Origin of the sequence: Pseudomonas sp. Pseu.R1, from assembly GCF_045764065.1 — a bacterium.
In the GTDB taxonomy this organism is placed as follows: domain Bacteria; phylum Pseudomonadota; class Gammaproteobacteria; order Pseudomonadales; family Pseudomonadaceae; genus Aquipseudomonas.
Genome location: NZ_JBJGEE020000001.1, coordinates 3,259,000 through 3,282,314 on the forward strand (window position 1 = coordinate 3,259,000; position 23,315 = coordinate 3,282,314).

Sequence of the window (23,315 nt, forward strand, 5' to 3'; positions counted from 1 at the left end):
CCATGAACGCCACCGTGCAACGCTCCCTGCCACTGGAAGAGCCCGCTCCGCATTCCGCCGAACAGGTGCGTTTGCACCCCGAGAAGACCCAGGCTCACGTGCGCTTCAGCCAGTTGGGCAAAGTCTATGAGGGCCAGCAGGGGCCGGTCGCAGCCCTGCAAGGTATCGATCTGGACATCCAGCGCGGCGAGATCTTCGGCATCATCGGTCGCAGTGGCGCGGGTAAATCGTCGCTGATCCGCACCATCAACCGTCTGGAACAGCCCAGCAGCGGGCGGGTGCTGATCGATCAGGTCGACATCGCCGCGTTCAACGAAGACAAGCTCGTGGAGTTGCGTCGGCGCATCGGCATGATCTTCCAGCACTTCAACCTGATGTCGGCGAAAACGGTGTGGAAGAACGTCGAGCTGCCGCTCAAGGTCGCGGGTGTGCCCAAGGAACAGCGTCAGCGCAAAGTCGCCGAGTTGCTGGAACTGGTGGGCCTCAAGGACAAGCACAACGCCTACCCGGCGCAACTGTCTGGCGGGCAGAAACAGCGCGTCGGCATCGCCCGGGCGTTGGTGCATGATCCGGAAATTCTGCTGTGTGATGAAGCGACATCGGCCCTCGATCCAGAAACCACGCAATCGATTCTCGGCCTGCTGCGCGAGATCAATCAGCGACTGGGACTGACCATCGTTCTGATCACTCACGAAATGGCCGTGATCCGAGAAATCTGCGACCGCGTCGTGGTGCTGGAACAAGGCCGGATCGTCGAACAAGGGCCGGTTTGGCAAGTGTTTGGTAACCCGCAGCATGAGGTGAGCAAAACCCTGTTGGCCCCGTTGCAACAAGCCTTGCCGGATGACGTGAAGGCCCGCTTGCAGCCACATCCATCGGGCACACATGCCAGCGTGGTGCTGGACCTGCAATTCACCGGCAGCCACGGCGAAGAACCTGATTTGTCGGCCCTGTTCAGCGCATTCGGCGGACGCGTCAGCCTGCTGCACGGCGGCGTTGAGCGCATTCAAGGCCGCGCGCTGGGGCATTTGCTGCTCGCCGTCAGCCACTCGCCACTCTCCACTGAAGAACTGCTCAACCGCGCCCGCAAACAGGCGCAATACGCGAAGGTACTGGGTTATGTGGCTTGATCGTTTGTGGCAAGGCGTCATCGACACCTTTCTGATGGTCGGCGTATCGTCGCTGCTCGCGCTGATTCTGGGGATTCCACTGGCGGTGATTCTGGTCACCAGCGGCAAGGGCGGAATCTTCGAAGCACCGAACGTCAACCGCGTACTCGGGGCGTTCGTGAACATTTTCCGTTCGGTGCCGTTTCTGATCCTGATGGTCGCGCTGATCCCCTTCACCCGGATGATCGTCGGCACCACCTATGGTGTGTGGGCGGCGGTCGTGCCGTTGACCATCGCGGCCACGCCGTTCTTTGCGCGTATCGCTGAAGTCAGCCTGCGGGAAGTCGACCACGGCCTGATCGAAGCCGCCCAAGCCATGGGCTGCCGCCGCTGGCACATCGTCTGGCACGTGCTGCTGCCGGAAGCGCTGCCGGGGATCGTCGGCGGTTTCACCATCACCCTGGTCACCATGATCAACTCCTCGGCCATGGCCGGCGCCATCGGCGCAGGCGGCTTGGGCGACATCGCGTATCGCTATGGTTATCAGCGTTTCGACACCCAAGTGATGCTGACCGTGATCGTGTTGCTGGTGGTGTTGGTGGCAGTGATTCAGTTGGGTGGGGATCGGTTGGCGTTGCGGTTGAACAAACGCTGATCCGCTCCTACGGCCTGCGGCCAGAAACAGTTTTGCACCACCCGTACCATGCGAGGCGATGTCGGGATTGCGGTGATGCCAAGCAGGGGTATATTGGCCGCTTCCTCAGCCCAGAATCCGTGCCATGAAACTCGACCCGAAGGACCTCGCCCAGATCACCGCCACCACATTGGGCAACTACAACGACGTCGCCGAGGGCTTTCGTGAGGGCACGCGGGATCATGATGTTAGCCAGAACATCGACGCGCTGCTGCGCAATATCCAAGGCTCGGCGCCGTTTCAGATCCTCGATTTTGGCTGTGGGCCAGGGCGGGATTTACGTACGTTTACGGCTCTGGGGCACGTCGCAACCGGGCTGGATGGCTCGGAGCGTTTCGCTGAGATGGCCCGTGCAGACAGCGGCTGCGACGTGCTGCATCAGAACTTTCTGGAACTGCATCTACCCGCCGAACGCTTCGACGGGATCTTTGCCAACGCATCGCTGTTTCACGTCCCTCGTCAGGAGTTGCCTCGTGTGCTGCGCGAACTGCGAGCCGCTTTGAAGCCCGGTGGCGTACTGTTCAGCTCCAACCCGCGTGGCAACAACCAGGAGGGCTGGAAGGGCGAGCGCTATGGCTCGTTTCATGATCTGGAATCGTGGAGCGCGTTGCTGGTCGAGGCGGGGTTTATTGAGGTGGAGCATTATTACCGGCCAGAAGGTTTGCCGCGTGAGCAGCAGCCTTGGCTGGCGAGTGTGTGGCGCAGGGTTTGATCGTGGCCGCTGAATGCTTTTGATTTTTGTGGGAGCCGGCTTGCTGGCGAAGGCGGCGTGTCAGTCGGCATTGCTGTGTCTGACCCACCGCTTTCGCCAGCAAGCCGGCTCCCACAGGTGTTAAGCGTGCTTGGCCTTTTCGCGCTGCTCCTGGGTCGGCTCCTTGATCTTGTACCAGGCCACATACAGCGCGGGCAGGAACAGAAGCGTCAGCAGGGTCGCGATGATGATGCCGCCGATCATCGCGTAAGCCATCGGCCCCCAGAACACTTCGCGGGCGATGGGGATCATGCCCAGACTCGCCGCCGCAGCGGTCAGCAAAATCGGCCGACGCCGATGTTCGGTCGCTTCAGCAACCGCATCCCACGGTAGATAACCTGCCTCTTCATACTCATGAATCTGCGTCACCAGAATCACCGAGTTGCGGATGATGATGCCGATCAACGCCAGAATCCCGAGAATCGCCACGAAGCCCATGGGTGTTCCGGTCGGCACCAGCGCCAACACCACGCCGATCAGCCCCAATGGCGCAACACTCGCCACGAGAAACATCTTCTGCACGCTGTGCAACTGGATCATCAGAAAGGTCGCCATGAGGAACAGCATCAGCGGCACCACCTTGGCAATCGGCCCCTGCGCCTTGCCGCTCTCCTCCACGGTCCCGCCCGTGGCGATCTTGTAGCCCACCGGCAAACCCGCCGCGAACTGGTCGATCTCAGGCTTGAGCTGCTTCACCAGATCGGTCGGCTGAATCTCATCCCTCACCGCAGCCTTCAGGGTAATGGTCGGCTTGCGATCACGCCGCCAGACCAGCGGCTGTTCCAGTTCATAACGCACATTGGCGAAGGCCAGCAGCGGAATCGAGGTGCCGCCTTGGGTGACGATTTGCAGGTTTTGCAGGGTTTCCGGCGTCCCCCGCTCGGCATCCACCGCGCGCCCCACCACGTTGATCAGGTAAATGTCGTCGCGCACCTGAGTGACGTTGGCACCCACGACGATGCTGTTCATCAACTGTGCAACGTCTTCGGAAGACAATCCCAATTGCCGCGCCTTGTCCTGATTGATGTCGATGCGCAGGACTTTGCCCGGCTCGTTCCAGTCGTAAATCATCTCGCCGATGTGCTGGTTTTTATCGAGCAAGGTCGCCAGATCGATGGCGTGTTGACGCACCTTGTCGATGTTGTCGCCGCTGATCCGGTACTGGATCGGACGCCCCACCGGAGGCCCCATTTCCAGCGGCTGCACGTAGGTGCCGATACCGACGAAATCATCGCGCAGACGCTTCTTCAAGCGCTCCATCAGCGCGCCGCGTTCTTCCAGGCCTTTGCTGACGATCACCAACTGCGCGTAATACGGGTTTTCCAGTTGCTGGTCCAGCGGCAGGTAAAAGCGCACTGCGCCCTGACCGATGTACGTGCTCCAGCGCACGATGTCCGGATCGTCCTTGATCGCCGCTTCCAGCCGGTCCACCGCTTTGCGCGTCTCGTTGATCGAGGCGTTCTGCGGCAAGTTGAGGTCGAGCAGGATTTCCGGCCGGTCCGACGACGGGAAGAACTGGTTCTGCACGAAGCGCATGCAGAACAGCGACACGGCGAACAACGCGATGGTGATGAAGATCGCCAGCCAGCGATTGCGCATGGCCCAGAGCATCGAGCCTGTGAACCCGCGCGCGATGCGCCCCGGCGGCTTCTCTTCATGCTTTTTGATGTTATCGCTGAGGATGTGCACGCCGATCACTGGCGCAAACAACACGGCCACCACCCACGACACCAGCATCGCCACCGCAATCACCGCAAACAGGGTGAAGGTGTATTCGCCTGCCGAACTGGCGTTGAGGCCGATGGGCACGAAACCCGCCACTGTCACCAACGTGCCGGTGAGCATAGGGAAAGCGGTCGAGGTGTAGGCGTAAGTCGCCGCCTGCTCCTTGCTGTCGCCCATTTCCAACCGCGTGACCATCATTTCCACGGTGATCATCGCATCGTCCACCAGCAGACCCAGCGCAATGATCAAAGCCCCCAGCGAAATCCGTTGCATGGTGATGCCGCTGTATTCCATGAACACGAAGACCATCGCCAGCACCAGCGGAATCGAGCACGCCACTACCAGCCCGGCACGCATGCCGAGACTGATGAAGCTCACCACCAACACGATGATCACCGCCTCAAACAGTGCGCTGGTGAAGCCACCCACGGCCTTTTCCACCACCTGCGCCTGATCGGACACATTGTGCACACCCACGCCCATCGGCAGATCGGCGGTGGCTTGATCCATGCGCGCGTGCAGGTCCTTGCCGAACGCCTGGACGTTGCCGCCCTTCTGCATCGCAATCGCCAGGCCAATGGCAGGCTTGCCGTCGAATCGAAACAGCGGCTTGGGTGGATCGACGTAGCCCCGGCTGATTTCGGCAATGTCGCTCAGACGATAGAAGCGATCATTGAGCCGCAGGTTCACGGTTTCCAGATCCTTCTCCGACTCGAACTGCCCCGAGGTACGCACCGAAATTCGCTCAGGTCCCGCTTCGATCACCCCGGCGGGCGTCACTGCGTTCTGCGATTGCAGGCTTTGCACCACCTGGCGTTGATCAAGGCCCAGCGCCGCCAGTTTGCGCGTGGAGAAATTCAGGTAAATCACTTCATCCTGCTGACCGATCATCTCGACCTTGCCCAACCCCGGTACATCACGAATCTGCACCCGCACCTGCTCGACGTAATCGCGCAGTTGCCGGAACGTCAGGCCGTCGGCGGTGAAGGCGTAGATCGAGCCATACACGTCGCCGAACTCATCGTTGAACGCAGGGCCTTGCAAGCCTTGGGGGAACGAGCCACGAATGTCGTCGATCTTCTTGCGCACCTGATACCAGATTTCCGGGATGTCCTTGGCGCTGGTGGTGTCGCGCAGATAGACGAATACCGTCGATTCGCCGGGCCGCGTGTAGCTCTTTACGTAGTCGAGGGAGTCCAGCTCTTCGAGCTTCTTCTCGATGCGGTCGGTGACCTGTTCCAGCGTTTCATCCACCGTCGCGCCCGGCCAACGCGTCTGGATAACCATGGTCTTGATGGTGAACGAGGGGTCTTCCTCGCGACCTAGGTTCATGTACGAAAACACGCCCATCAGCAGGGCGACGAACATCAGATACCAGACGAAGGACTGATGTTTGAGCGCCCAGTCGGAGAGGTTGAAATTCCCTTTCATCGTGGGCTGTCCTTATCGACTTTGACTTTCTGCCCCGGCTTGAGGCTGTTCACACCGGCGGTGACCACTCGCTCGCCGTTCTTGACCCCACCGGCGATGATGACGGAATCGTTATCGCGGCTTACGACCGTGACCGGGTGCGGTGAAACGGTCTGGTTCTGCATGTCGATCACCCAGATCTGCGTCTTGCCATCGACTTCCTGCAAGACGTTGAGGGGCAATTCGATACGCGGCTGGATGGCTGAACTCAACGTGACGCTGATCGCCGTGCCCAAGCGGAAAGCCGCCGGGGTATCGGCCAAGGTCAGGCGAGCGCGCCGGGTGCGGGTCGAGCTTTCGGCCTGCGGCTCCAGCTCGCGCAGCGTCGCAGTGGTGCTGATGTCTGGCTCCAATTGGCTGGCAACTTTGAACACCACGTCTTGTGGCAATTGCTCGGCCAGTGGCGCGGGCAGATCAATGACCGCTTCTTTGATGTCGGGCCGCGCCAGCGTCACCACTTGCTCGCCTGCACTGACCACCTGCCCCGCTTCGGCTTTCCATTCGGTCACGACTGCGGCGTGATCGGTGCGCAATTCGCTGTAGCTCAACTGATCCTGAGCCTGCTGCACCGAAGCCTTGGCCTGATCGAACGACGACTTGGTGGTTTTCAGGTCAGTCACGGCCACATCCAGCGCCGCCTGGGCGCCCACGCCCCGGTCGAACAACTCCTGCTGGCGTCGCGCATTGGCTTGGGCGTTGATGTATTGCGCCTCGACGCGGGCCAGGTCGCCTTGGGAGGCGCGCAACTGGTTTTGCAGATCCGTGGGGTCAAGGGTTGCCAGCAACTGGCCTTTTTCCACCTCGCTGCCGACATCGACACTGCGAGAAGCGATGCGACCTGCGACCCGAAAGCCCAGCGTACTTTCGTAGCGGGCGGCGATGTTTCCAGCAAAGCGACCGAGGCTTTCTTCGGATTGAGGTTTGACCTCCATGAACAATACCGGGCGCACCGGCTCGGGCGGCGGCTCTTCCTTGCCGCAACCTGCCAACACACATGCGCTCAACAGCAGACTCGACAGGCGTTTCATTTGGCCGCTCCTGTCGAGGGTTTGTAGACGTCCGCCAGTTCCACTTGCATGTCCGGGTGCAGCAACTGGCTGCCCGCGACCACCACCTTTTCGCCGTTTTTCAGGCCGTCAACGATGATGACTTTCCCGGTCAGGTAACGCCCGACCGTAACAGGGCGCAGATTGGCCTTGTTCTGATCATCGACGATCCACACGGCAGGCTGGCCGAGGTGATCGCCCAAGCCTTTGGTCAGCGCCGACCATGGCAACTCGACACTCTGCTTGGCTGGCACGCTCAACGCGGCGCTGACCACCGACCCCAAGTCCATGCCGTTCGGCAGCGAGTTGAGGGCGATCTTCACCTGCAGCGTGCCGGTTTGCGCCGACACCGCGGGCGTTACTTCGCGCACCTTGCCGCTGGCTTTGATGGTCGGGTTATCCAGCAACGTGACTTCAACAGGCTGATCACCGGGTGGCTGGACGAACAGGGACTCATAAACGTTGAACACCGCATCGCGCTCGCCATCTCGGGCCTGGCCGAAGATCGGCATCGTTGCCTGCACCACCTGACCGACTTCGGCCTGCCGCGCAGTAATGATGCCCGGCGCATCGGCAATCAACGAGGTGTAACCCAGTTGCTCACGGGCGTTGGCCAATTGAGCCTGTGCGGCTTTCAAGGCGCTCTGGCTGCTGCGCAGTTGGGCCAGGGCGGAGTCATATTCACTTTTGCTGGTGTACCCCTTGGGCAGCAGCTTTTCCTGACGCACAAAGGCCGCAGCCGTTTGTTTAACACGCGCCTGTTCGGCAGCTTCGGCGGCGATGGCCGAATCGACGTTGGTTTGCAGGTCTTTAGGGTCGAGCTTGGCGAGCACCTGTTTGGCGGTGATGCGGTCGCCCACATCGACCATGCGCTGAATGATCTTGCCGCCGACGCGGAACGACAGCTGGGTTTGCACACGGGCCTGAATGTCGCCGGTCAGTGCGACCGTGGCAGCAAATTCAGTGGTTTTGACTTCCTGTACCTGCACGCGCGGGCGCACGGGGTCGGCGGGCTTTTCCTTGCCGCAGCCCGACAGCACAGCCAGGCAAACGCCCAACGCCAACGCTTTCATGCCGAATCGGAGGAATGAGGGATGAACAGGCATGCAAGCTCCTTGTGCCAATGCCGTGCGCGTCGAACGCTATCGTGTCGTGATCATGCGACTGTGAGCGTAGATCAGGGTTCCTTACGACGCGAAAGGCAGGCAGGCGGGAGCTGTAATGCGATGGACGCGGAGCGTCCGGGGCAGCATTCCCACGCGGAGCGTGGGAACGATCAGGTGAAGAAGGTGAATCAGCTACCCGCGCCACCATGGGCTTCTTCGAAGAAGAAGTCCTTCCAGCTGTCGGCCTTGTTCTTCAGCACACCGATTTCATGCAGTTTCTCGGCATAGATGTATGTGCGTTGCGGCACGACGGTGAAGTCGATTTCCGGGTCGTTGACGATCTTCTCCACCAGCGGCAACGGCAGTTTGGACTTCTCAACGTCGATGTAGGTCTTCGCCGCTGCGTTCTTGTCGGCCTTGATGATCTGCTCGGCCTCGGCCAGCGCGTCGTAGAAGGCTTTGTAGGTTTTCGGGTTTTCGTCGTGGAATTTCTGGGTGGTGTAGAGGACGTTGAACGTGGCCTGGCCGCCCAGCACGTCGTACGAACTCAGCACTTTATGCACGTTCGGGTTTTCCAGTTCCTGGTACTGGAATGGCGGGCTGGAGAAGTGCGCGCTGATTTCCGAGCCGCCCGCGATCAACGCCGAGGTGGCGTCCGGGTGCGGCAGGCTGACGGAGATGTTGTCGAATTTCTTGTAGTTGTCGTTACCAAACAGCTTGGCGGTCTCGATCTGCAAGGTACGCGACTGGAAGCCCACACCTGCGGCCGGAACCGCAATGCGGTCCTTGTCGGTGAAGTCTTTGATGGTCTTCACTTCAGGCTTGTTGCTGAGCAAGTAATTCGGCATCGAACCCAGCGAAGCAATGGCTTTGACGTTCTGCTTGCCCTTGGTGCGGTCCCAGATGGTCAGCATCGGCGGCACGCCTGCCGACACCACGTCCAGCGCGCCTGCCAGCAGGGCTTCGTTCATCGCGGTAGCGCCGGAAATGCTGTTCCAGTCGACCTTGATGTCGATGCCCTGCTCTTTGCCGTGCTTCTCGATCAGCTTCTGCTGCTGCACGACATCGAGGATCAGATAGCCAATGCCGAACTGCTGGGCGATGCTGATCTTGCCCTCGGCCTGTGCGCCGCTGCTCAACAGTGCGCCGACCAGACCCAGCGTAGTGGCCAGCACGGTCAGTGCCGGACGTTTGAATGAAGTCCCCATAAAACCCTCACAAGAAAGCGAAAATGTTGGCGTGTATTTGGATTAGCGCTGCATGCCCCAGCGCTTGACGGTCAGGCGCTCGACATTGCTGAACAGCAGGTTTTCCACCAGCAAACCGATGATGATCACCGCCGCCAGGCCCGCGAAGACCTTGTCGGTGTACAGCTCGTTGCGGTTCTGGAAGATGTACCAGCCCAGGCCGCCTTTGCCGGACGACGCACCGAACACCAGCTCGGCAGCGATCAGCGTGCGCCAGGCAAACGCCCAGCCGATTTTCAGGCCTGCCAGAATCGACGGCAGCGCGGCGGGAATCAGGATGTACCAGACAAACCGAATACCCTTGAGGCCGTAGTTGCGACCAGCCATGCGCTGGGTTTCGGACACCCCGAGAAAACCCGCATAGGTATTCAGCGCCAGCGCCCACAGCACCGAGTGCACGAGCACGAAAATCAGGCTGTTCTCGCCCAGACCAAACCACAGCAGCGACAGCGGCAGCAGCGCGATGGCAGGCAGCGGGTTGAGCATCGAGGTGAGCGTGGCCAGCAGGTCGCGCCCCAGTTGCGTGGACACGGCGAGGGTTGTCAAACCGAACGCCAGCACGATGCCGATCAGGTAGCCCTTGACCAATACGGTCAGGGAAATCCAGACCTTGGCCAGCAGCTCGCCAGTCACGACGCCGTCGACGAAAGCCTTGGCGGTGTCGATGAAACTCGGCAACAACAGATCGTTACCTTGAACGCGCGCTGCAATTTCCCAGATCACCGCCAGGGCGATCAGGATCACGCTTTTGCGCACCCAGCTTTGTTGCCAGATACGTTGGACGAGAGGAATGTCGCGGGCCAGGTCTTCCTGCGTGAAAGGCTCCAGCGCGATCTCGTATTCCTCGCGAATGGGGGGTGAAAGGCTCATGGTGTTGTCTCTCTGAGTCAGCGCACGTCCCTTGTGGGAGCCGGCTTGCTGGCGAATGCGGTGTGTCAGGCAACCTGTGCGTCACTGATCAACCACTTTCGCCAGCAAGCCGGCACCCACAAGGAAAAATGAAAACGTGAAGGGCTAATAGGCGATCCGAATATCCTGAAACCGCAAATCCTGCTCGACCGCAGGCGCATCGCCCTCATCGAACAGCAAGCGGTGGATGCGCTGGGCAGAGGCCTGGAAATCCACGCCGCCGAGGCTCTTCAGGTCGTACTGGTGGCTGTTGATCTCGGCACGCACGCGCCCCGGATGCGGCGACAACAGCAAAATCCGGTTGCCCACCACCAACGCCTCTTCGATGGAGTGGGTGACGAACAACAGCGTGAAACGCACCTCCTCCCACAGCTCCAGCAGCTCTTCCTGCATCTTGCGGCGGGTCAGGGCGTCGAGGGCCGCGAACGGCTCGTCCATCAGCAGGATTTTCGGCTGCATCGCCAACGCACGGGCAATCGCCACGCGCGCTTTCATGCCGCCGGACAAGGTGTGCGGGTAGGCCTCGGCAAACGCGCTCAGGCCGACCTTTTCCAGATAATGCCGCGCCCGCTCTTCGGCTTCGCGACGCTTGAGGGTGCGCGAGGCGAGCAACGGGAACATGACGTTCTCGATCACCGTCTTCCAGGGCGGTAGTTGATCGAACTCCTGAAACACTACGATTCGGTCCGGCCCCGGTTCCTTGACTTGCTGGCCTGCCAGACGGATCTGCCCTTCACTGGGAGTGATGAAACCGGCCACCGCCTTGAGCAGCGTCGACTTGCCGCAACCCGAAGGGCCGAGCAGGACGAAGCGATCTGCGGGGTCGACTTCAAAACTGACTTGATGAGTGGCCCGCACCACACGTTGCGGGGTGCGGTATTCAAGGCTTACGCCCTGGACTTGCAACAGCGCTTCAGCGGTAGGCTGATTGGCCTGTTGCGCGGTCAAGCGGTCGCTAGCCGTGTGGCTTTGCAGAACAGCGTTCATGGAGCAGGTCCCCGATATGAATCAGAACGGCGCATCGCCCTGGATGGTGGTGCGATGCAGGCGACGACGCAGATGGTCAGGCGTGCCGCCCGCCAGGTGAATCAGGGAACGGTTGTCCCAGAACACCATGTCGTTCTCCTGCCATTTGTGGCGGTAAACGTTCTCCGGACGCACGCTGTGGGCGTAAATCTCTTCGAGAATCGCGCGGCTTTCGTCTTCAGGCAGGCCGACGATGTGGGTCGTGAAGCCTTCGCTGACGAACAGGGCCTTGCGACCGTTTTCCGGGTGAGTGCGCACCACCGGGTGGCTGACCACTGCGACCTGAGCCAACTGCTCGGCACTGAGGGTCGGACGCCAGTTCTCGGCGTTACGGCCATCGCGATAACGGGAGGTATAGCTGTGCACGGCGTTGCGGCCTTCGACGGCTTTGCGCAGGTGCTCTGGCAAGGTGTCCCACGCTTGGTGCATGTCGGCGAACAGGGTGTCACCGCCTTCACTTGGCAACTCCTGGGCGTAAAGCATCGAACCCAGGCTTGGCAGTTCTTTGTACGACAGGTCCGAGTGCCAGTATTTACCTGCATCACCCAGACCAACCGGCTGGCCGTTCTCGACGATGTTGGAGACGATCAGGATTTCCGGGTGGTTGGCGAGCAGAAACTGTTTGAGGACATGGATTTGCAAAATCCCGAAGCGGCGACTGAAGTCGATCTGCTGTTGCGGGGTAATGTGCTGGTCACGAAACACCACGACATGGTGATCCAGATGCGCGCGATGTACGCGTGCGAAGTCTGCGTCATTGAGCGGTTGGGACAGGTCCAGCCCGACGATTTCCGCGCCCACCTTTTCGGCGAATGGACGCACATCGAACTGCTGATCCGGCGCTTGCGCCGACAAGGAAGCGGGGGAGACTGCTGGCATGAGAACTCCGACTCAAAAAGGCTAACGGCTGAGCCAGAACTTTATAGATATAAGAATCGAAATTTAAATACCGTTAGAGCATATGCATAGCATCGAAAGCACTAGCCCCGGCGCAATGCCACTATCGGTAACCGGATGGATACCAAATTCTTATCTTGGGACGCGAACCCAAAGCGCAAGATAGGTGTCTATCTCCCATCTCGCAGCCAGGCAGGGCTGCGAACGAACCGATGTCAGGGATAAGAACAAGAGGAACGATCATGCCAGTACGCGGAAACGATGCCGATCATTCGCAAGACAAAGCGCACGAAGACAACGTGAAGCTGCTCATCGCCCTGCGCCGCGCATTGGGCACCCATGCAAAAACGCCGACGCAGGTACGAGCCGTCGGCGTGAAAAGCGTGGGGCAGTGATTTCGGGGCCACCCTCTACCCCTGTGGGAGCGAATTCAGTCGCGATAGCGTCGGCACACGCGACATGTTTGTCGCCTGACATTCCGCATCGCGAATAAATTAGCTCCCACAGGTCACAGGTCGACCCTCAATCCGAAATCAACCCATTCCCCTCAATCAGAACGCTGGCAATACCGCACCGTCGTACTTCTTGTTGATGAAGTCTTTCACTTCCTGGCTGGTCAGCGCCTTCGACAACTTGTTGATCGCGTCGGTGTGGGCGTTGTCGCTACGAGTCACCAGGTAGTTAACGTACGGCGAGTCGGAACCTTCCAGAATCAGCGCGTCCTTCTTCGGATTCAGCTTGGCTTCCAGTGCGTAGTTGGTGTTGATCAGGTCCAGGTCAACCTGGTCCAGCGCGCGTGGCAGCAGGGCCGATTCCAGCTCGCGGAATTTCAGTTTTTTCGGGTTGGTGGCGATGTCTTTCGGGGTCGCCAGCGCGTTGGTCGGGTCTTTCAGGGTGATCAGGCCGTTCTTCTGCAACAGCAACAGGGCACGACCGGCGTTGCTGCCTTCGTTCGGAATGGCAACGGTGGCGCCTTCAGGCAGTTGGTCGATGGACTTCCACTTCTTCGAGTAGCCACCGAACGGTTCGACGTGCACGCCAACGCCAGTCACCAGCGTCGCGCCTTTACCTTTGTTGAAACCGTCCAGGTAAGGCTTGGTCTGGAAATAGTTGGCGTCCAGACGTTTCTCGTTCAGTTGCACGTTTGGCTGCACGTAGTCAGTGAACACCTTGATTTCCAGGTCCACGCCTTCTTTGGCCAACTCAGGTTTGATCAGCTCCAGAATTTCGGCGTGGGGCACGGCAGTCGCGCCGACCACCAGTTTTTCCGCAGCTTGCGCCGCGTTGATGCCGAAGGAGAGGGCAGCCGCCAGTGCGGTGAACAGCAACGTCTTTTTCATGCGATGTCCTTAGAATCCGGTCGCCTTGTGGGCAACTCTGTGGAGATATTGCCGCGGATACGACCCCGTAGGGTGGCGGCTGAAGCGGACATTACCGAGATTTTTTATTCCGAGACAATACTTTTTAAGCGGATAGTTATGCCTTTTTGTTCTCTTCGAGCAGATGGCTACTATCGGACCGCGATGGAAGGCTCTATATCGCGCTCCTTTGACCTCGGTCTCTTGTGGGAGCCGCCCGCACCCAGCCGACTCCCACAAAAGGTGTGATCAGCGGGCAGGCAGATTCAAATGCTCCGGCAAAATCTCCGCCCCACTGCTCACCAGCAACGCGAAGTGAATGACATTCTCCAGCTCCCGCGTATTCCCCGGCCAATAGTGCGCTTCCAGCAACTGTTGCGCGGCTTCGCTGATCAAGGGCATCTCAAAATCCAGCCGCTGGCTGTAGATCCCCAGAAAATACTCGGCCAACGGCAGAATGTTGCCGGGTTGCTCCCGCAATGACGGCAGATCCAGTCGCCCCTCGCTCAGGTAACGGTAAAGCCGCTCGTGAAATTTCCCGGCCTTGACCGCAAGGCTCAGATCAATGCTCGTCGCCGCCACCAGCCGTACGTCCACCGGGCTGGGCTGTGAGGCGCCCACGCGGGTGACTTCGTGATTTTCCAGCGCTGCCAGCAGCTTGATTTGAATCGACAACGGCAGATCGGCGATTTCGTCCAGATACAGCGTCCCGCCGGTGGCCGAACCGAACCACCCTGCCCGGCTACTCGCTGATCCGCTATAAGCCCCGGCCGCATAGCCAAACAACTCGGCATCCGCGTAAGTCGGGCTGATTGCACCGCAGTTCACCGAGACGAACAGTCCCGAGCGATCACTGCCCCGATGAATATGTCGCGCCAGCAGTTCTTTACCGGTGCCTGGCTCACCACGAATCAAAACCGGCAGATCGAGCGGGGCCAGTTGCTCCATTTCTTCACGCAAGCGGCGCGAGCGCGGGTCGAAAAACACCAACGCTTTGGCGCGGATGCTCAGGGGGCCTTTTTCGGCGTCGGGAAACGTAAGAAGGGGTTGTTGCGGTACGTCTGATTGACCCATGGCAGGCTCCCGCCCAAGCCATCAGTGCCTGAGCGTTAAAAAAAAGGCCGCAGCGCCTGTCGGTCAACTGCGGCGAAATAAACCAGACACGGCGCGCAGTGAGGCTTCATGCGCGGCGGCGAGTGAGTTGTTCGATACGGCCTTGCAGGCGATACAGGTAAGCGAATCCCTGTTCCCAGCGCTGGTGGCCGGACTTCACGTTGATATGCCCTGCGCCGCTGAGAATGCCGATCTCGGCGCCCCAGTTGCGGGCCATCTCCATCGCCCGCAAGGCGCTGACGGCAGAATCGTTATCGGAACTGACCACCTGCGTCGGAAAAGGCAACAGGTGCTCGGGAATCGGCGCAAAGTTACGAATCGCAGGCGGGCAGTTAGGGCGTTCGACGTCAGCCGGCGCGACCAGCAACGCGCCACGCACCTGACGCAAGGTGTCCAGCGGGGCCAACTGTGCCCAGTGGGCGATGGTCACGCAGCCCAGACTGTGGGCGATCAGAATCACCGGGGAATCGTCCGAAGCGATCACGCGTTGCAGCTCGCCAACCCAGTCTTCACGACGGGGTTTGAACCAGTCGGCCTGCTCCACACGTACGCTGTTGGGCAAGCTGTTTTGCCAGTGCGTTTGCCAATGGTCATCGGCAGATCCTTGCCAGCCTGGGACGATCACGTAGCGGATCGATTCGTTATGCATGGCCTTCGCCTCCTGCATTTTCTGCGTTCATGGCGGCGAGTATAGGGACGAGACATATATTCGAAAAAGAATAAGAAGATATTTATTAATACCCAAAAATCATATGTCGCAACCATGGGCATCAGCGCGGCAAAAAAAGAGGGCCACCCCCTGCCTTAAGGAGCGGCCCTGATAAATCACGCTGTCTGCCCCCAGCTCGCCGGGGATGAGTGAAGAATACGGGTGAGTTGTTACAGAAATTTTTATGGGCTTGAGGTTTTCTTGTGGGAGCCGGCTTGGCGCGGGCGGCGCTCCGACGAATGCGGTGTATCAGACAGCTCATTTATGACTGACCTTGGCGCCTTCGCCAGCAAGCCGGCTCCCACAGGTTCGGCGTCGAACAAACGGCCTGGATCCGGCGCGGTTATTGTGGGAGCCGCCTTGGTGGCGAATGCAGTTGACCAGACAACATAGAATCTCCCACACCACCACCGCGTTCAAACCGGTTCGCCCGCCCAAACGTACCGAAATCATTGAAGCGTACCCCCATCTCGGCCATGACCTTGTGCGCCACTGGCGCGGTCATCTGGCGGATGTAGAACGGATCTTTCACCACGAAATGATGAATTGCGTGGGTGCTGCCGAAGTTGAAGCAGAACGCCTGCAACGGCCACAGCCACCAAGGATTGAGCACCTGAGTCTGCTGCATGACGTTACCCGCTTCGACGTCGCCGTAGTAGTGCATGTTCGAACTGACGAAATGCAGGCAGAACGTGCGCAACACATTGGGAGCGATCAGCACCACGACCGCGATGTCGATGACGTGCATCACGGCCAACGTATCGGCCGACCAATCAATCGCCACGCCCATCAGGCTGGCAACACCGTTGGCCCCATGAAAGCCAAGGAACACGTACCACGCGCCCCAATTGAGCAGCGCCAGCGGGGCATAAACCCGCAGCGTTCGTTTGAGGATGCTGAATTTATGCGCCCAGGTTTTCGCCCGCAGCATGCGGATCAGCGACGACATGACGTTGTCGCCCACCATCAGCAAACGTGCGATGCCCCAGGGTTCGCCATTGGTGATGGCGCGCTCTTCCATGTCGGCCTCAGTACCGGACACCTTGTGGTGATTCAAATGCAGATGCCGACGAATCCATGGATTGATGGTGCTGGGCCGGGCCATCCACACCAGCGCCAGCATCAGGTTATGGGGCACGCGTTGCTTGCGGAAATACAGGCTGTGGATCAGGTCGTGTTCCAGCTCATGGGTCAGAGAAGCGAAGAACGCATTCAGCAGCAAACACACCCACCACGCCATGAAATCGTTGAGATAGAGCACCGCACTGCCGATCATCCCGGCGAGGGCGAAAATCAGAATCCCGGCCCCAATGGCGTCCTGATGTTCAAGGATCGGGTAGCGCTGGCGCAGGGCATTTCCATGGGCCATCACCACCGCGCGAATATGGGCTGATCGCTGTTGTGCATTCAGTCCGGCAGCGCTTGCAGAAGTGTCGTGCATGCTTCCATTCTCCGGTTTTATGATGAGCGAAACGTTGCGCCACTGTGCCGTGCGGGGCCACAAGCTGCCCGGCCGTGGACGCCAATCTGTTGACCGGAAGCGCCAACTTGTATGTCTGAGCCGAGTATTCTCGCCAGTTGGACCCGCGCCCTACGCAAGCAACTCGATGCCCTTGGCCTCGACAGTCTCGCGCTGAGCCAGGCTGCGGGCCTCGATCCACAATTGATGGACGACCCCAATGCGCGGTATCCGGTGACGGTCACCACAAAGCTTTGGCAACTGGCGGTCGAGGCCAGCGGCGATCCGGCACTGGGGTTGCGGGTGTCGCGGTTCGTCAGCCCGACGACCTTTCATGCGCTGGGTTACGCCTTGGTGGCGAGCGGTTCGTTGCGCGAGGTGTTCGAGCGCATCGTGCGTTATCACCCCGTGGTCAGCGATGCGCTGGACCTGAGTTTTACCCGCGTCGGGGATCATTACGAGTTTCGCTTTCGTGTGCCGGAAGGCGGCCCGGTGCCCGCCAATGAGGCAATGGATGCCTTCGCGGCGATCTACGTGCGCACCTGCCGCAATCGATTGGGGCGTCATTACGCGCCCCTTGCGGTACATCTGGTGAGGCCGCAACCCGCCGACCCCAAACCCTGGCATGACGTGTTCCGCTCACCGCTGTACTTCGGCGCGGCGGAAAACCTGCTGATGTTTGCCTGCGCCGATTTCGACAGCCATCTGGACGACGCCAACCCGGAACTGGCCGAACACAATGAGGCCGTTCTGGACCGTGCGCTGGAAAAACTCAGCCCGCTGACCTGGGAGCGCAAAGTGCGTGGCGCTATCGAGACCCAGTTGCCCGAAGGCGAACCCTCGGCAGACCGTATCGCCCAGCACTTGCACCTGAGCCTGCGCAGCCTGCAACGACACTTGGCCGACGAAGGCTGCAGTTACGACCTCTTGCTCAATCAGTGTCGCCAGAACCTGGCGCTTCAGCACATGCGCGATCCCGGCAGTTCGCTCAGCGAAATCGCCTATTTACTGGGCTTTGCCGACACCAGCAGTTTCAGCCGCGCCTTCAAGCGCTGGACCGGCATGACCCCCAGCCAGTATCGCGACGGCATGCTGCGCTGACGGTTTCAGGCGCCTGCCAGCGTCAACCGATGCTGGGCAATCTTTCGCAGTCGCTCGATGTCCAGCTCACTGATGAAATCGTGCTCCCGGCGCAGAAGCCCTCGTTCGGCAAACCCTTCAAGCACGCGATCCACCACCTCGGGCACCAGCCCCAGACAGCGCTGGGAGTGCAGATCAACCCTGGAAATGATGCGTACCGACTGATCCATGTCGCCGTAGCCCTGGGCGAGCATCACCAGACGAAACGCCACCCGCTCATCCGTCGGCAGTAAGGTCATTTGATCGGGAAGCGGCACACCCAACCCCAGTTTGCGCTTGAGCAAATCGCCGAAATAGCGCCAATAGCGGGGCTGGTCCTTCAGCAACTGATCAAGCGGGGCCTGGGGCATGTGCAACAGAATCAACTGGTCCGCGGCGAAAACATCCCGCAAACGCGGGCGGTCATCGAACAGTGATACTTCGCCAAACCAGTACGGCCGGGCAGTCACCACCGGAGAAAGCCATTTGCTTTGCTGATTGACGTCGTTAAAGCGCAATGACCCGTCGAGCAGAGCGTACAGCCCACACGCAGGCTCGCCCTTTTGGAAGATCAGTTTGCCGGGGGTGAAGCGCCGCTGCCGCATACCGGTGAGCAGGCTATCCTGCAGGGAAGCGGGCAAATCGTTGAACCAGTGATCGTTGTCCAACCACGAGCGCCATTGGGTTCCATTCGTCACGTGAATCTCCTTTTTCTTGCTGGCGTTTTATTGCAGGCTGAGCCCATCAGTGGGCCTGGCCAAAAAATCAGGGCGCATGATCCACGCATAACGGGAGGAATAACAATGAAAAACCTCGTCGATCACCTCAGTCAGTACGCGGCTTACCATCGCGACACCCGTAACATCGCCACCCATTTCATCGGTGTGCCGCTCATTGTGCTGGCGGTTTCCGTGCTGCTGTCCCGCCCTGGCTGGAGCAGTTGGGCGCTGGGCGAGTTGTGGTTGTCACCGGCGCTGCTGGCGACCGTGGCGGCGACCTTGTTCTACCTGCGGCTGGATAGGCCGCTCGGCATCGCACTGGGCGTGGTGCTTACGCTGTTCCTGTGGATCGGCGCGCACCTGGCGCAACAAAGCATGCTGGTCTGGCTCGGCTCCGGGGTGGGGCTGTTCGTCGTGGGCTGGATCATTCAGTTCGTGGGCCATTATTACGAAGGCCGCAAACCGGCGTTCGTCGACGACGTCACAGGTTTGATCATCGGACCGTTGTTCGTCACCGCCGAAGCGGCTTTTCTGATGGGGATGCGACGCAAGTTGCAAGGCAACATCGAGGGGCGTGTGGGGCGTACGCACAAGCGGGATTTGAAGAAAGCGGCGGTTTAAAAGCTCCTCGGCGCGTTTCTGCCGAAGGCTGTCAGATCGTTCCCACGTTCCGCGTAGTAACGCCGCCCAGGACGCTCCGCGTTCATCGCCAGGGTGACGCGGAGCGTCACGGGATGCATGCCCACGCAGAGCGTGGGCACGATCATGTGTTGATCATCCGATCAGAGGTTTTCCACCTTCTGCCAAACCTTCGGCTTGAAGAACAGCGTCTCCCCGCGCGCCAGGCCGATCAGGCTGTCGTGATCCTTCACCACTTCCACTTCGATCAAATCCGGCTGGCCTTCGGCCTTGAGCGTAACCCGCGTGGTCGCGCCCAGCGGACGGATATCACGCACTTCCGCAGGGTGATGCCCTTCCACTTCCTGACGCGACAGCGACACTTCGTGAGGACGGAACAGCACGTGGTTGTCTTCACCCAAGTGCAGGCGGTTGGAATCGCCCAGGAAGTGGTACACGAAATCACTGGCCGGGTTCTCGTACACCTCGCCCGGTGAGCCGATCTGCTCGATCACGCCCTTGTTCATCACCACGATGCGGTCGGCGACTTCCATGGCCTCCTCCTGGTCGTGGGTCACGAACACCGAAGTCAGGTTGATGTCTTCGTGCAGGCGCGCCAACCAGCGCCGCAGCTCTTTACGGACCTTGGCGTCGAGGGCACCGAACGGCTCGTCCAGCAGCAGCACTTTAGGCTCCACCGCCAAGGCCCGAGCCAGGGCGATACGCTGACGCTGGCCACCGGACAGTTGCTCCGGGTAGCGATCAGACAGCCAGTCCAGTTGCACCATGTTCAGCAGCTCGTGAACCTTGGCGGCGATTTGGGTTTCGTTCGGGCGCTGGTTCTTGGGTTTCATGCGCAGGCCGAAGGCGACGTTGTCGAACACGGTCATGTGGCGGAACAGCGCGTAGTGCTGGAACACGAACCCGACGTTGCGATCACGCACATCGTGACCGGAGACGTCTTCGCCGTGGAACACGATGTTGCCCTGATCCGGGGTTTCCAGCCCGGCAATGATGCGCAGCAAGGTAGTCTTGCCACAGCCGGACGGCCCCAGCAAAGCCACCAGCTCGCCACTCTGGATGTCCAGATTGATGCTGTTGAGGGCCTTGAAGGCGTTGAAATTCTTGCTGACGTTACGGACTTCGATCGACATGAATTATTCCTCCGCCGCGCTTTGGCGCAGACGGCTAATGCGCGCTTCGCTCCACTGCTTGAGCAGCAGGATGAACAGCGCAAGGATCAATAACAGGCTCGCCACGGCAAATGCAGCCACGTGGTTGTACTCGTTGTAGAGAATCTCGACATGCAGCGGCAGGGTGTTGGTCACGCCGCGGATGTGGCCGGAGACCACCGACACCGCGCCAAACTCGCCCATCGCCCGCGCGGTACACAGCACCACGCCGTAGATCAGGCCCCATTTGATGTTGGGCACAGTCACATGCCAGAACATCTGCCAGCCGTTGGCGCCCAGCAAGCGCGCCGCCTCTTCTTCCTGCGTGCCCTGCTCCTGCATCAGCGGGATCAGCTCGCGGGCCACGAAAGGCACGGTCACGAAAATGGTCGCCAGCACGATACCCGGCAAGGCAAACACGATCTGGATATCGTGATCCTGCAGCCACGGCCCGAACACGCCGCGGGCGCCGAACATCAGGATGTAGACCAGACCGGCGATGACCGGCGACACCGAAAACGGCAGGTCGATCAGGGTGACCAGAAGGGCCTTGCCACGGAACGAATATTTGCTCACGCACCAGGCGGCTGCGACACCGAACACCACGTTCAGCGGCACCGAAATCAGCACGGCGTAAATGGTCAACTTGAGCGCCGACAGGGCGTCCGGCTCAAGAATCGCCGTGAAGAATCCGCCAATGCCATCTTTCAGGCCTTGGCTGACCACGACAAACAGCGGTAACAGCAAAAATAACGCAAAGACCAGCCACGCAAGGCCGATCAGAATGCGCCGCGACACCGCGCTGCCCCGACGGGCAGCATTGGCGGAGGAAGCGGCAATAAGCGATGGACCGGACATAAGCGCCTCCTCAGTTCGGGGTTTCGATACGGCGCTGCAAAATGTTGATCAGCAGCAACAGAATGAACGACACCACCAGCATCAGCACGCCGATGGACGTCGCGCCCGCGTAGTCGTACTGGTCGAGTTTGACCATGATCAGCAGTGGCAGGATCTCGGTCTTCATCGGCATGTTGCCTGCGATGAAAATCACCGAACCGTACTCGCCCACGCCACGCGCAAAGGCCAGTGCAAAACCGGTCAGCCAGGCAGGCAACAAGGCAGGAACGAGGATGTGACGAAACACCTGAATCGGTTTGGCACCCAGACAGGCTGCCGCTTCTTCGACTTCACGGGGGATGTCGGCCAGCACCGGCTGCACCGTCCGCACCACGAACGGCATGGTGACGAAGGTCAGCGCCAGGGTGATACCGAAAGGGGTGTAGGCGATCTTGATGCCCAGATCCGTCGCGAACTGGCCGACCAGACCGGTCGGGGTGTACAGCGCAGTCAGCGCAATACCGGCGACGGCGGTGGGCAAGGCGAATGGCAAGTCGATCATTGCATCGATGATCTTGCGCCCCGGAAAGGTGTACCGCACCAGCACCCAGGCCAGCAGCGTGCCTATGATGCCGTTTATGATCGCCGCGTAGAACGCCGTGCCGAAACTCAACTTGAGCGCGGCCAGCACCCGAGGTGCCGTGACGATACCCCAGAACTGCGCGGCGCTCAGTTGGGAGGCGTGGATGAACATGGCCGCAAGCGGTATCAGCACAATCAAGCTGAGGTACACCAAGGTGTAACCCAGCGTCAGCCCGAAGCCGGGTATGACGGGGGATATGCGTCGAGACATAAGTGTCCTTGGTTTATACACGGAACCCGGAGCGGGTCCGGGTTTTTTAACTTGGCCTTTAAAAGCGCCGCAAAATCTAGCAGATCACGACGAACTCTGTGGGAGCCGGCTTGCTGGCGAAAGCGGTGTACCAGTCAACAAAGCAGCGTCAGACCGAACGCCTTCGCCAGCAAGCCGGCTCCTACAACTCACTGCATCTCATGAAAAGAAGTAGCGAGCCGTCCTCCGCCGTAATTACTGCGGTACGTAAATCTGGTCGAAAATCCCGCCATCGTCGAAGAATTTAGGCTGAGCCGATTTCCAGCCGCCGAAATCCTTGTCGATGGTCACCAGATCCAGTTTCGGGAATTGCTTCTCGTACTTGGCCGCCACTTCCTTGTCACGAGGACGGTAGAAGTTCTTCGCCGCGATTTCCTGGCCTTCCTTGCTGTACAGGTGCTTCAGGTATTCGGTAGCGATTTCGGTGTTGCCTTTCTTTTCGGCATTTTTGTCGACCACAGCAACCGGTGGCTCAGCCAGAATCGACAAGGATGGCACGACGATATCAAATTTGTCCGCGCCGCCGTCTTCTTTCAACGACAGGAAGGCTTCGTTTTCCCAAGCGAGCAGCACATCACCCAGGTTGTTCTGCACGAAGCTGATGGTTGCGCCGCGAGCACCGGTGTCCAGTACCGGAACGTGCTTGAACAGCTCGGTGATATAGGCCTTGGCCTTGGTCTCGTCGCCACCGTTGGCTTTCAGGCCGTAGGCGTAAGCAGCGAGGAAGTTCCAGCGGGCACCGCCAGAGGTTTTAGGGTTAGGGGTGATGACCGACACGTCTTTTTTGATCAAGTCTGCCCAGTCATGAATGCCTTTCGGGTTGCCCTTGCGCACCAGGAACACGATGGTCGAGGTGTACGGCGTACTGGCATCCGGCAGGCGCTTTTGCCAATCGACCGGCAGGGACTTGCCCAGTTTGGCGATTTCGTCGATGTCACCGGCCAGTGCCAGGGTCACCACGTCCGCTGGCGAGCCGTCGATCACCGAACGGCCTTGTTTGCCCGATCCGCCGTGGGACTGGTTGATTTTGACGGTGTCGCCAGGGTGAGCTTTGGCCCAGTAGCTGGCGAACTCAGCGTTGTAGTCCTGATACAGCTCGCGAGTCGGGTCGTAGGACACGTTCAGCAGCGTGTAATCCTTGGCAACAGCAGAACCGGCAAACACGGCACTGGCGAGTGCGGCCAGCGCATAACGGCGAATGGACATGAATCAAGCTCCTGGAAATCGGTGTTGTTGGCGTTTTTCTAGTTTTATGTAGGAGCGTGGTTTGTCCCGCGATCGACTGCGAAGCAGTCGTAAACCGGTAAACGCGGTGCACCAGCAGGCCACACTGGCAGAG

General features: G+C 59.8%; 21 protein-coding genes and 1 pseudogene. 6 read left to right on the forward strand and 16 right to left on the reverse strand.

All coding sequences use genetic code 11. The annotated features are described in order from the left end of the window. Nucleotides 1-2 precede the first annotated feature (2 nt). The 3 genes from ACI5GA_RS15130 (at nucleotide 3) to ACI5GA_RS15140 (ending at nucleotide 2,515) form a co-directional block, all read left to right on the forward strand. Nucleotides 3-1,130, forward strand: a complete 1,128-nt coding sequence (locus ACI5GA_RS15130; protein WP_421423202.1) for a methionine ABC transporter ATP-binding protein — start codon at nucleotides 3-5, stop codon at nucleotides 1,128-1,130. Continuing rightward, nucleotides 1,120-1,764, forward strand: coding sequence for a methionine ABC transporter permease (locus ACI5GA_RS15135; protein WP_404636843.1), 645 nt, complete (start codon nucleotides 1,120-1,122; stop codon nucleotides 1,762-1,764). The genes ACI5GA_RS15130 and ACI5GA_RS15135 overlap by 11 nt, the downstream gene beginning before the upstream one ends. 124 nt (nucleotides 1,765-1,888) lie before the next feature. Continuing rightward, nucleotides 1,889-2,515 (forward strand): class I SAM-dependent methyltransferase, encoded by a 627-nt coding sequence (locus tag ACI5GA_RS15140; protein WP_421423205.1) that lies wholly within the window; start codon nucleotides 1,889-1,891, stop codon nucleotides 2,513-2,515. A 120-nt stretch (nucleotides 2,516-2,635) separates the two neighbouring features. Here the strand turns inward: ACI5GA_RS15140 and ACI5GA_RS15145 are convergent, their stop codons facing one another. From ACI5GA_RS15145 to ACI5GA_RS15175, 7 genes are all read right to left on the reverse strand, one after another. Then, the gene (locus ACI5GA_RS15145) at nucleotides 2,636-5,710 is read right to left on the reverse strand and encodes an efflux RND transporter permease subunit (RefSeq protein WP_404636849.1); all 3,075 of its coding nucleotides are present in this window, start codon (nucleotides 5,708-5,710) and stop codon (nucleotides 2,636-2,638) included. Then, nucleotides 5,707-6,777: an efflux RND transporter periplasmic adaptor subunit gene (locus ACI5GA_RS15150; protein ID WP_421423208.1), complete on the reverse strand. Its 1,071-nt coding sequence runs from the start codon at nucleotides 6,775-6,777 to the stop codon at nucleotides 5,707-5,709. The genes ACI5GA_RS15145 and ACI5GA_RS15150 overlap by 4 nt, the downstream gene beginning before the upstream one ends. Further along, the gene (locus ACI5GA_RS15155) at nucleotides 6,774-7,901 is read right to left on the reverse strand and encodes an efflux RND transporter periplasmic adaptor subunit (RefSeq protein WP_404636853.1); all 1,128 of its coding nucleotides are present in this window, start codon (nucleotides 7,899-7,901) and stop codon (nucleotides 6,774-6,776) included. The genes ACI5GA_RS15150 and ACI5GA_RS15155 overlap by 4 nt, the downstream gene beginning before the upstream one ends. A gap of 188 nt (nucleotides 7,902-8,089) precedes the next feature. Further along, nucleotides 8,090-9,109, reverse strand: a complete 1,020-nt coding sequence (locus ACI5GA_RS15160) for an ABC transporter substrate-binding protein (RefSeq protein WP_404636855.1) — start codon at nucleotides 9,107-9,109, stop codon at nucleotides 8,090-8,092. A gap of 42 nt (nucleotides 9,110-9,151) precedes the next feature. After that, nucleotides 9,152-10,018, reverse strand: a complete 867-nt coding sequence (locus tag ACI5GA_RS15165) for an ABC transporter permease (protein ID WP_421423211.1) — start codon at nucleotides 10,016-10,018, stop codon at nucleotides 9,152-9,154. Between the two features lie 144 nt (nucleotides 10,019-10,162). Beyond that, nucleotides 10,163-11,044: an ABC transporter ATP-binding protein gene (locus ACI5GA_RS15170; protein WP_404636859.1), complete on the reverse strand. Its 882-nt coding sequence runs from the start codon at nucleotides 11,042-11,044 to the stop codon at nucleotides 10,163-10,165. Nucleotides 11,045-11,065: 21 nt separating this feature from the next. Further along, entirely contained in the window at nucleotides 11,066-11,962 is an 897-nt protein-coding gene (locus ACI5GA_RS15175) for a TauD/TfdA dioxygenase family protein (RefSeq protein ID WP_404636861.1), read from the reverse strand. 260 nt (nucleotides 11,963-12,222) lie between these two features. Here ACI5GA_RS15175 and ACI5GA_RS15180 point away from each other — a divergent pair, with 260 nt between their 5' ends. After that, nucleotides 12,223-12,375 (forward strand): hypothetical protein, encoded by a 153-nt coding sequence (locus ACI5GA_RS15180; protein ID WP_404636863.1) that lies wholly within the window; start codon nucleotides 12,223-12,225, stop codon nucleotides 12,373-12,375. A 156-nt stretch (nucleotides 12,376-12,531) separates the two neighbouring features. On the opposite strand, the gene ACI5GA_RS15185 is transcribed toward ACI5GA_RS15180, so the two are convergent. From ACI5GA_RS15185 to ACI5GA_RS15200, 4 genes and pseudogenes are all read right to left on the reverse strand, one after another. Continuing rightward, on the reverse strand, nucleotides 12,532-13,320 hold the full coding sequence (locus ACI5GA_RS15185; protein ID WP_404636865.1) for a MetQ/NlpA family ABC transporter substrate-binding protein: 789 nt from the start codon (nucleotides 13,318-13,320) through the stop codon (nucleotides 12,532-12,534). Nucleotides 13,321-13,596: 276 nt separating this feature from the next. Further along, nucleotides 13,597-14,412, reverse strand: a pseudogene (locus tag ACI5GA_RS15190) (sigma 54-interacting transcriptional regulator); the annotation flags it as partial. Between the two features lie 106 nt (nucleotides 14,413-14,518). Continuing rightward, the gene (locus ACI5GA_RS15195; RefSeq protein WP_421423214.1) at nucleotides 14,519-15,100 is read right to left on the reverse strand and encodes an alpha/beta hydrolase; all 582 of its coding nucleotides are present in this window, start codon (nucleotides 15,098-15,100) and stop codon (nucleotides 14,519-14,521) included. A 403-nt stretch (nucleotides 15,101-15,503) separates the two neighbouring features. Next, nucleotides 15,504-16,601, reverse strand: coding sequence for a fatty acid desaturase (locus ACI5GA_RS15200; protein ID WP_421423216.1), 1,098 nt, complete (start codon nucleotides 16,599-16,601; stop codon nucleotides 15,504-15,506). 111 nt (nucleotides 16,602-16,712) lie between these two features. On the opposite strand from ACI5GA_RS15200, the gene ACI5GA_RS15205 reads away from it, so the two are divergent. Next, nucleotides 16,713-17,720, forward strand: a complete 1,008-nt coding sequence (locus ACI5GA_RS15205) for an AraC family transcriptional regulator (protein ID WP_404636870.1) — start codon at nucleotides 16,713-16,715, stop codon at nucleotides 17,718-17,720. Nucleotides 17,721-17,725: 5 nt separating this feature from the next. Here the strand turns inward: ACI5GA_RS15205 and ACI5GA_RS15210 are convergent, their stop codons facing one another. Further along, a complete protein-coding gene (locus tag ACI5GA_RS15210; RefSeq protein ID WP_421423218.1) occupies nucleotides 17,726-18,436 on the reverse strand; it encodes a Crp/Fnr family transcriptional regulator in 711 nt (236 codons plus the stop codon). Nucleotides 18,437-18,541: 105 nt separating this feature from the next. Between ACI5GA_RS15210 and ACI5GA_RS15215 the strand changes: the two genes are divergently transcribed. Continuing rightward, nucleotides 18,542-19,078: a DUF962 domain-containing protein gene (locus tag ACI5GA_RS15215; protein ID WP_421423220.1), complete on the forward strand. Its 537-nt coding sequence runs from the start codon at nucleotides 18,542-18,544 to the stop codon at nucleotides 19,076-19,078. 161 nt (nucleotides 19,079-19,239) lie between these two features. Here the strand turns inward: ACI5GA_RS15215 and ACI5GA_RS15220 are convergent, their stop codons facing one another. The 4 genes from ACI5GA_RS15220 to ACI5GA_RS15235 form a co-directional block, all read right to left on the reverse strand. After that, complete coding sequence (locus ACI5GA_RS15220) at nucleotides 19,240-20,229, reverse strand: sulfate/molybdate ABC transporter ATP-binding protein (RefSeq protein WP_404636876.1); 990 nt, start codon at nucleotides 20,227-20,229, stop codon at nucleotides 19,240-19,242. Nucleotides 20,230-20,232: 3 nt separating this feature from the next. After that, complete coding sequence (cysW, locus tag ACI5GA_RS15225) at nucleotides 20,233-21,105, reverse strand: sulfate ABC transporter permease subunit CysW (protein ID WP_404636878.1); 873 nt, start codon at nucleotides 21,103-21,105, stop codon at nucleotides 20,233-20,235. Nucleotides 21,106-21,115: 10 nt separating this feature from the next. Beyond that, nucleotides 21,116-21,937, reverse strand: coding sequence for a sulfate ABC transporter permease subunit CysT (gene cysT, locus ACI5GA_RS15230; RefSeq protein ID WP_404636880.1), 822 nt, complete (start codon nucleotides 21,935-21,937; stop codon nucleotides 21,116-21,118). A 234-nt stretch (nucleotides 21,938-22,171) separates the two neighbouring features. Next, nucleotides 22,172-23,182 carry a sulfate ABC transporter substrate-binding protein gene (locus ACI5GA_RS15235; protein WP_404636882.1) on the reverse strand — a complete coding sequence of 337 codons (1,011 nt, stop codon included), beginning with the start codon at nucleotides 23,180-23,182 and terminating at the stop codon, nucleotides 22,172-22,174. Nucleotides 23,183-23,315 lie beyond the last annotated feature (133 nt).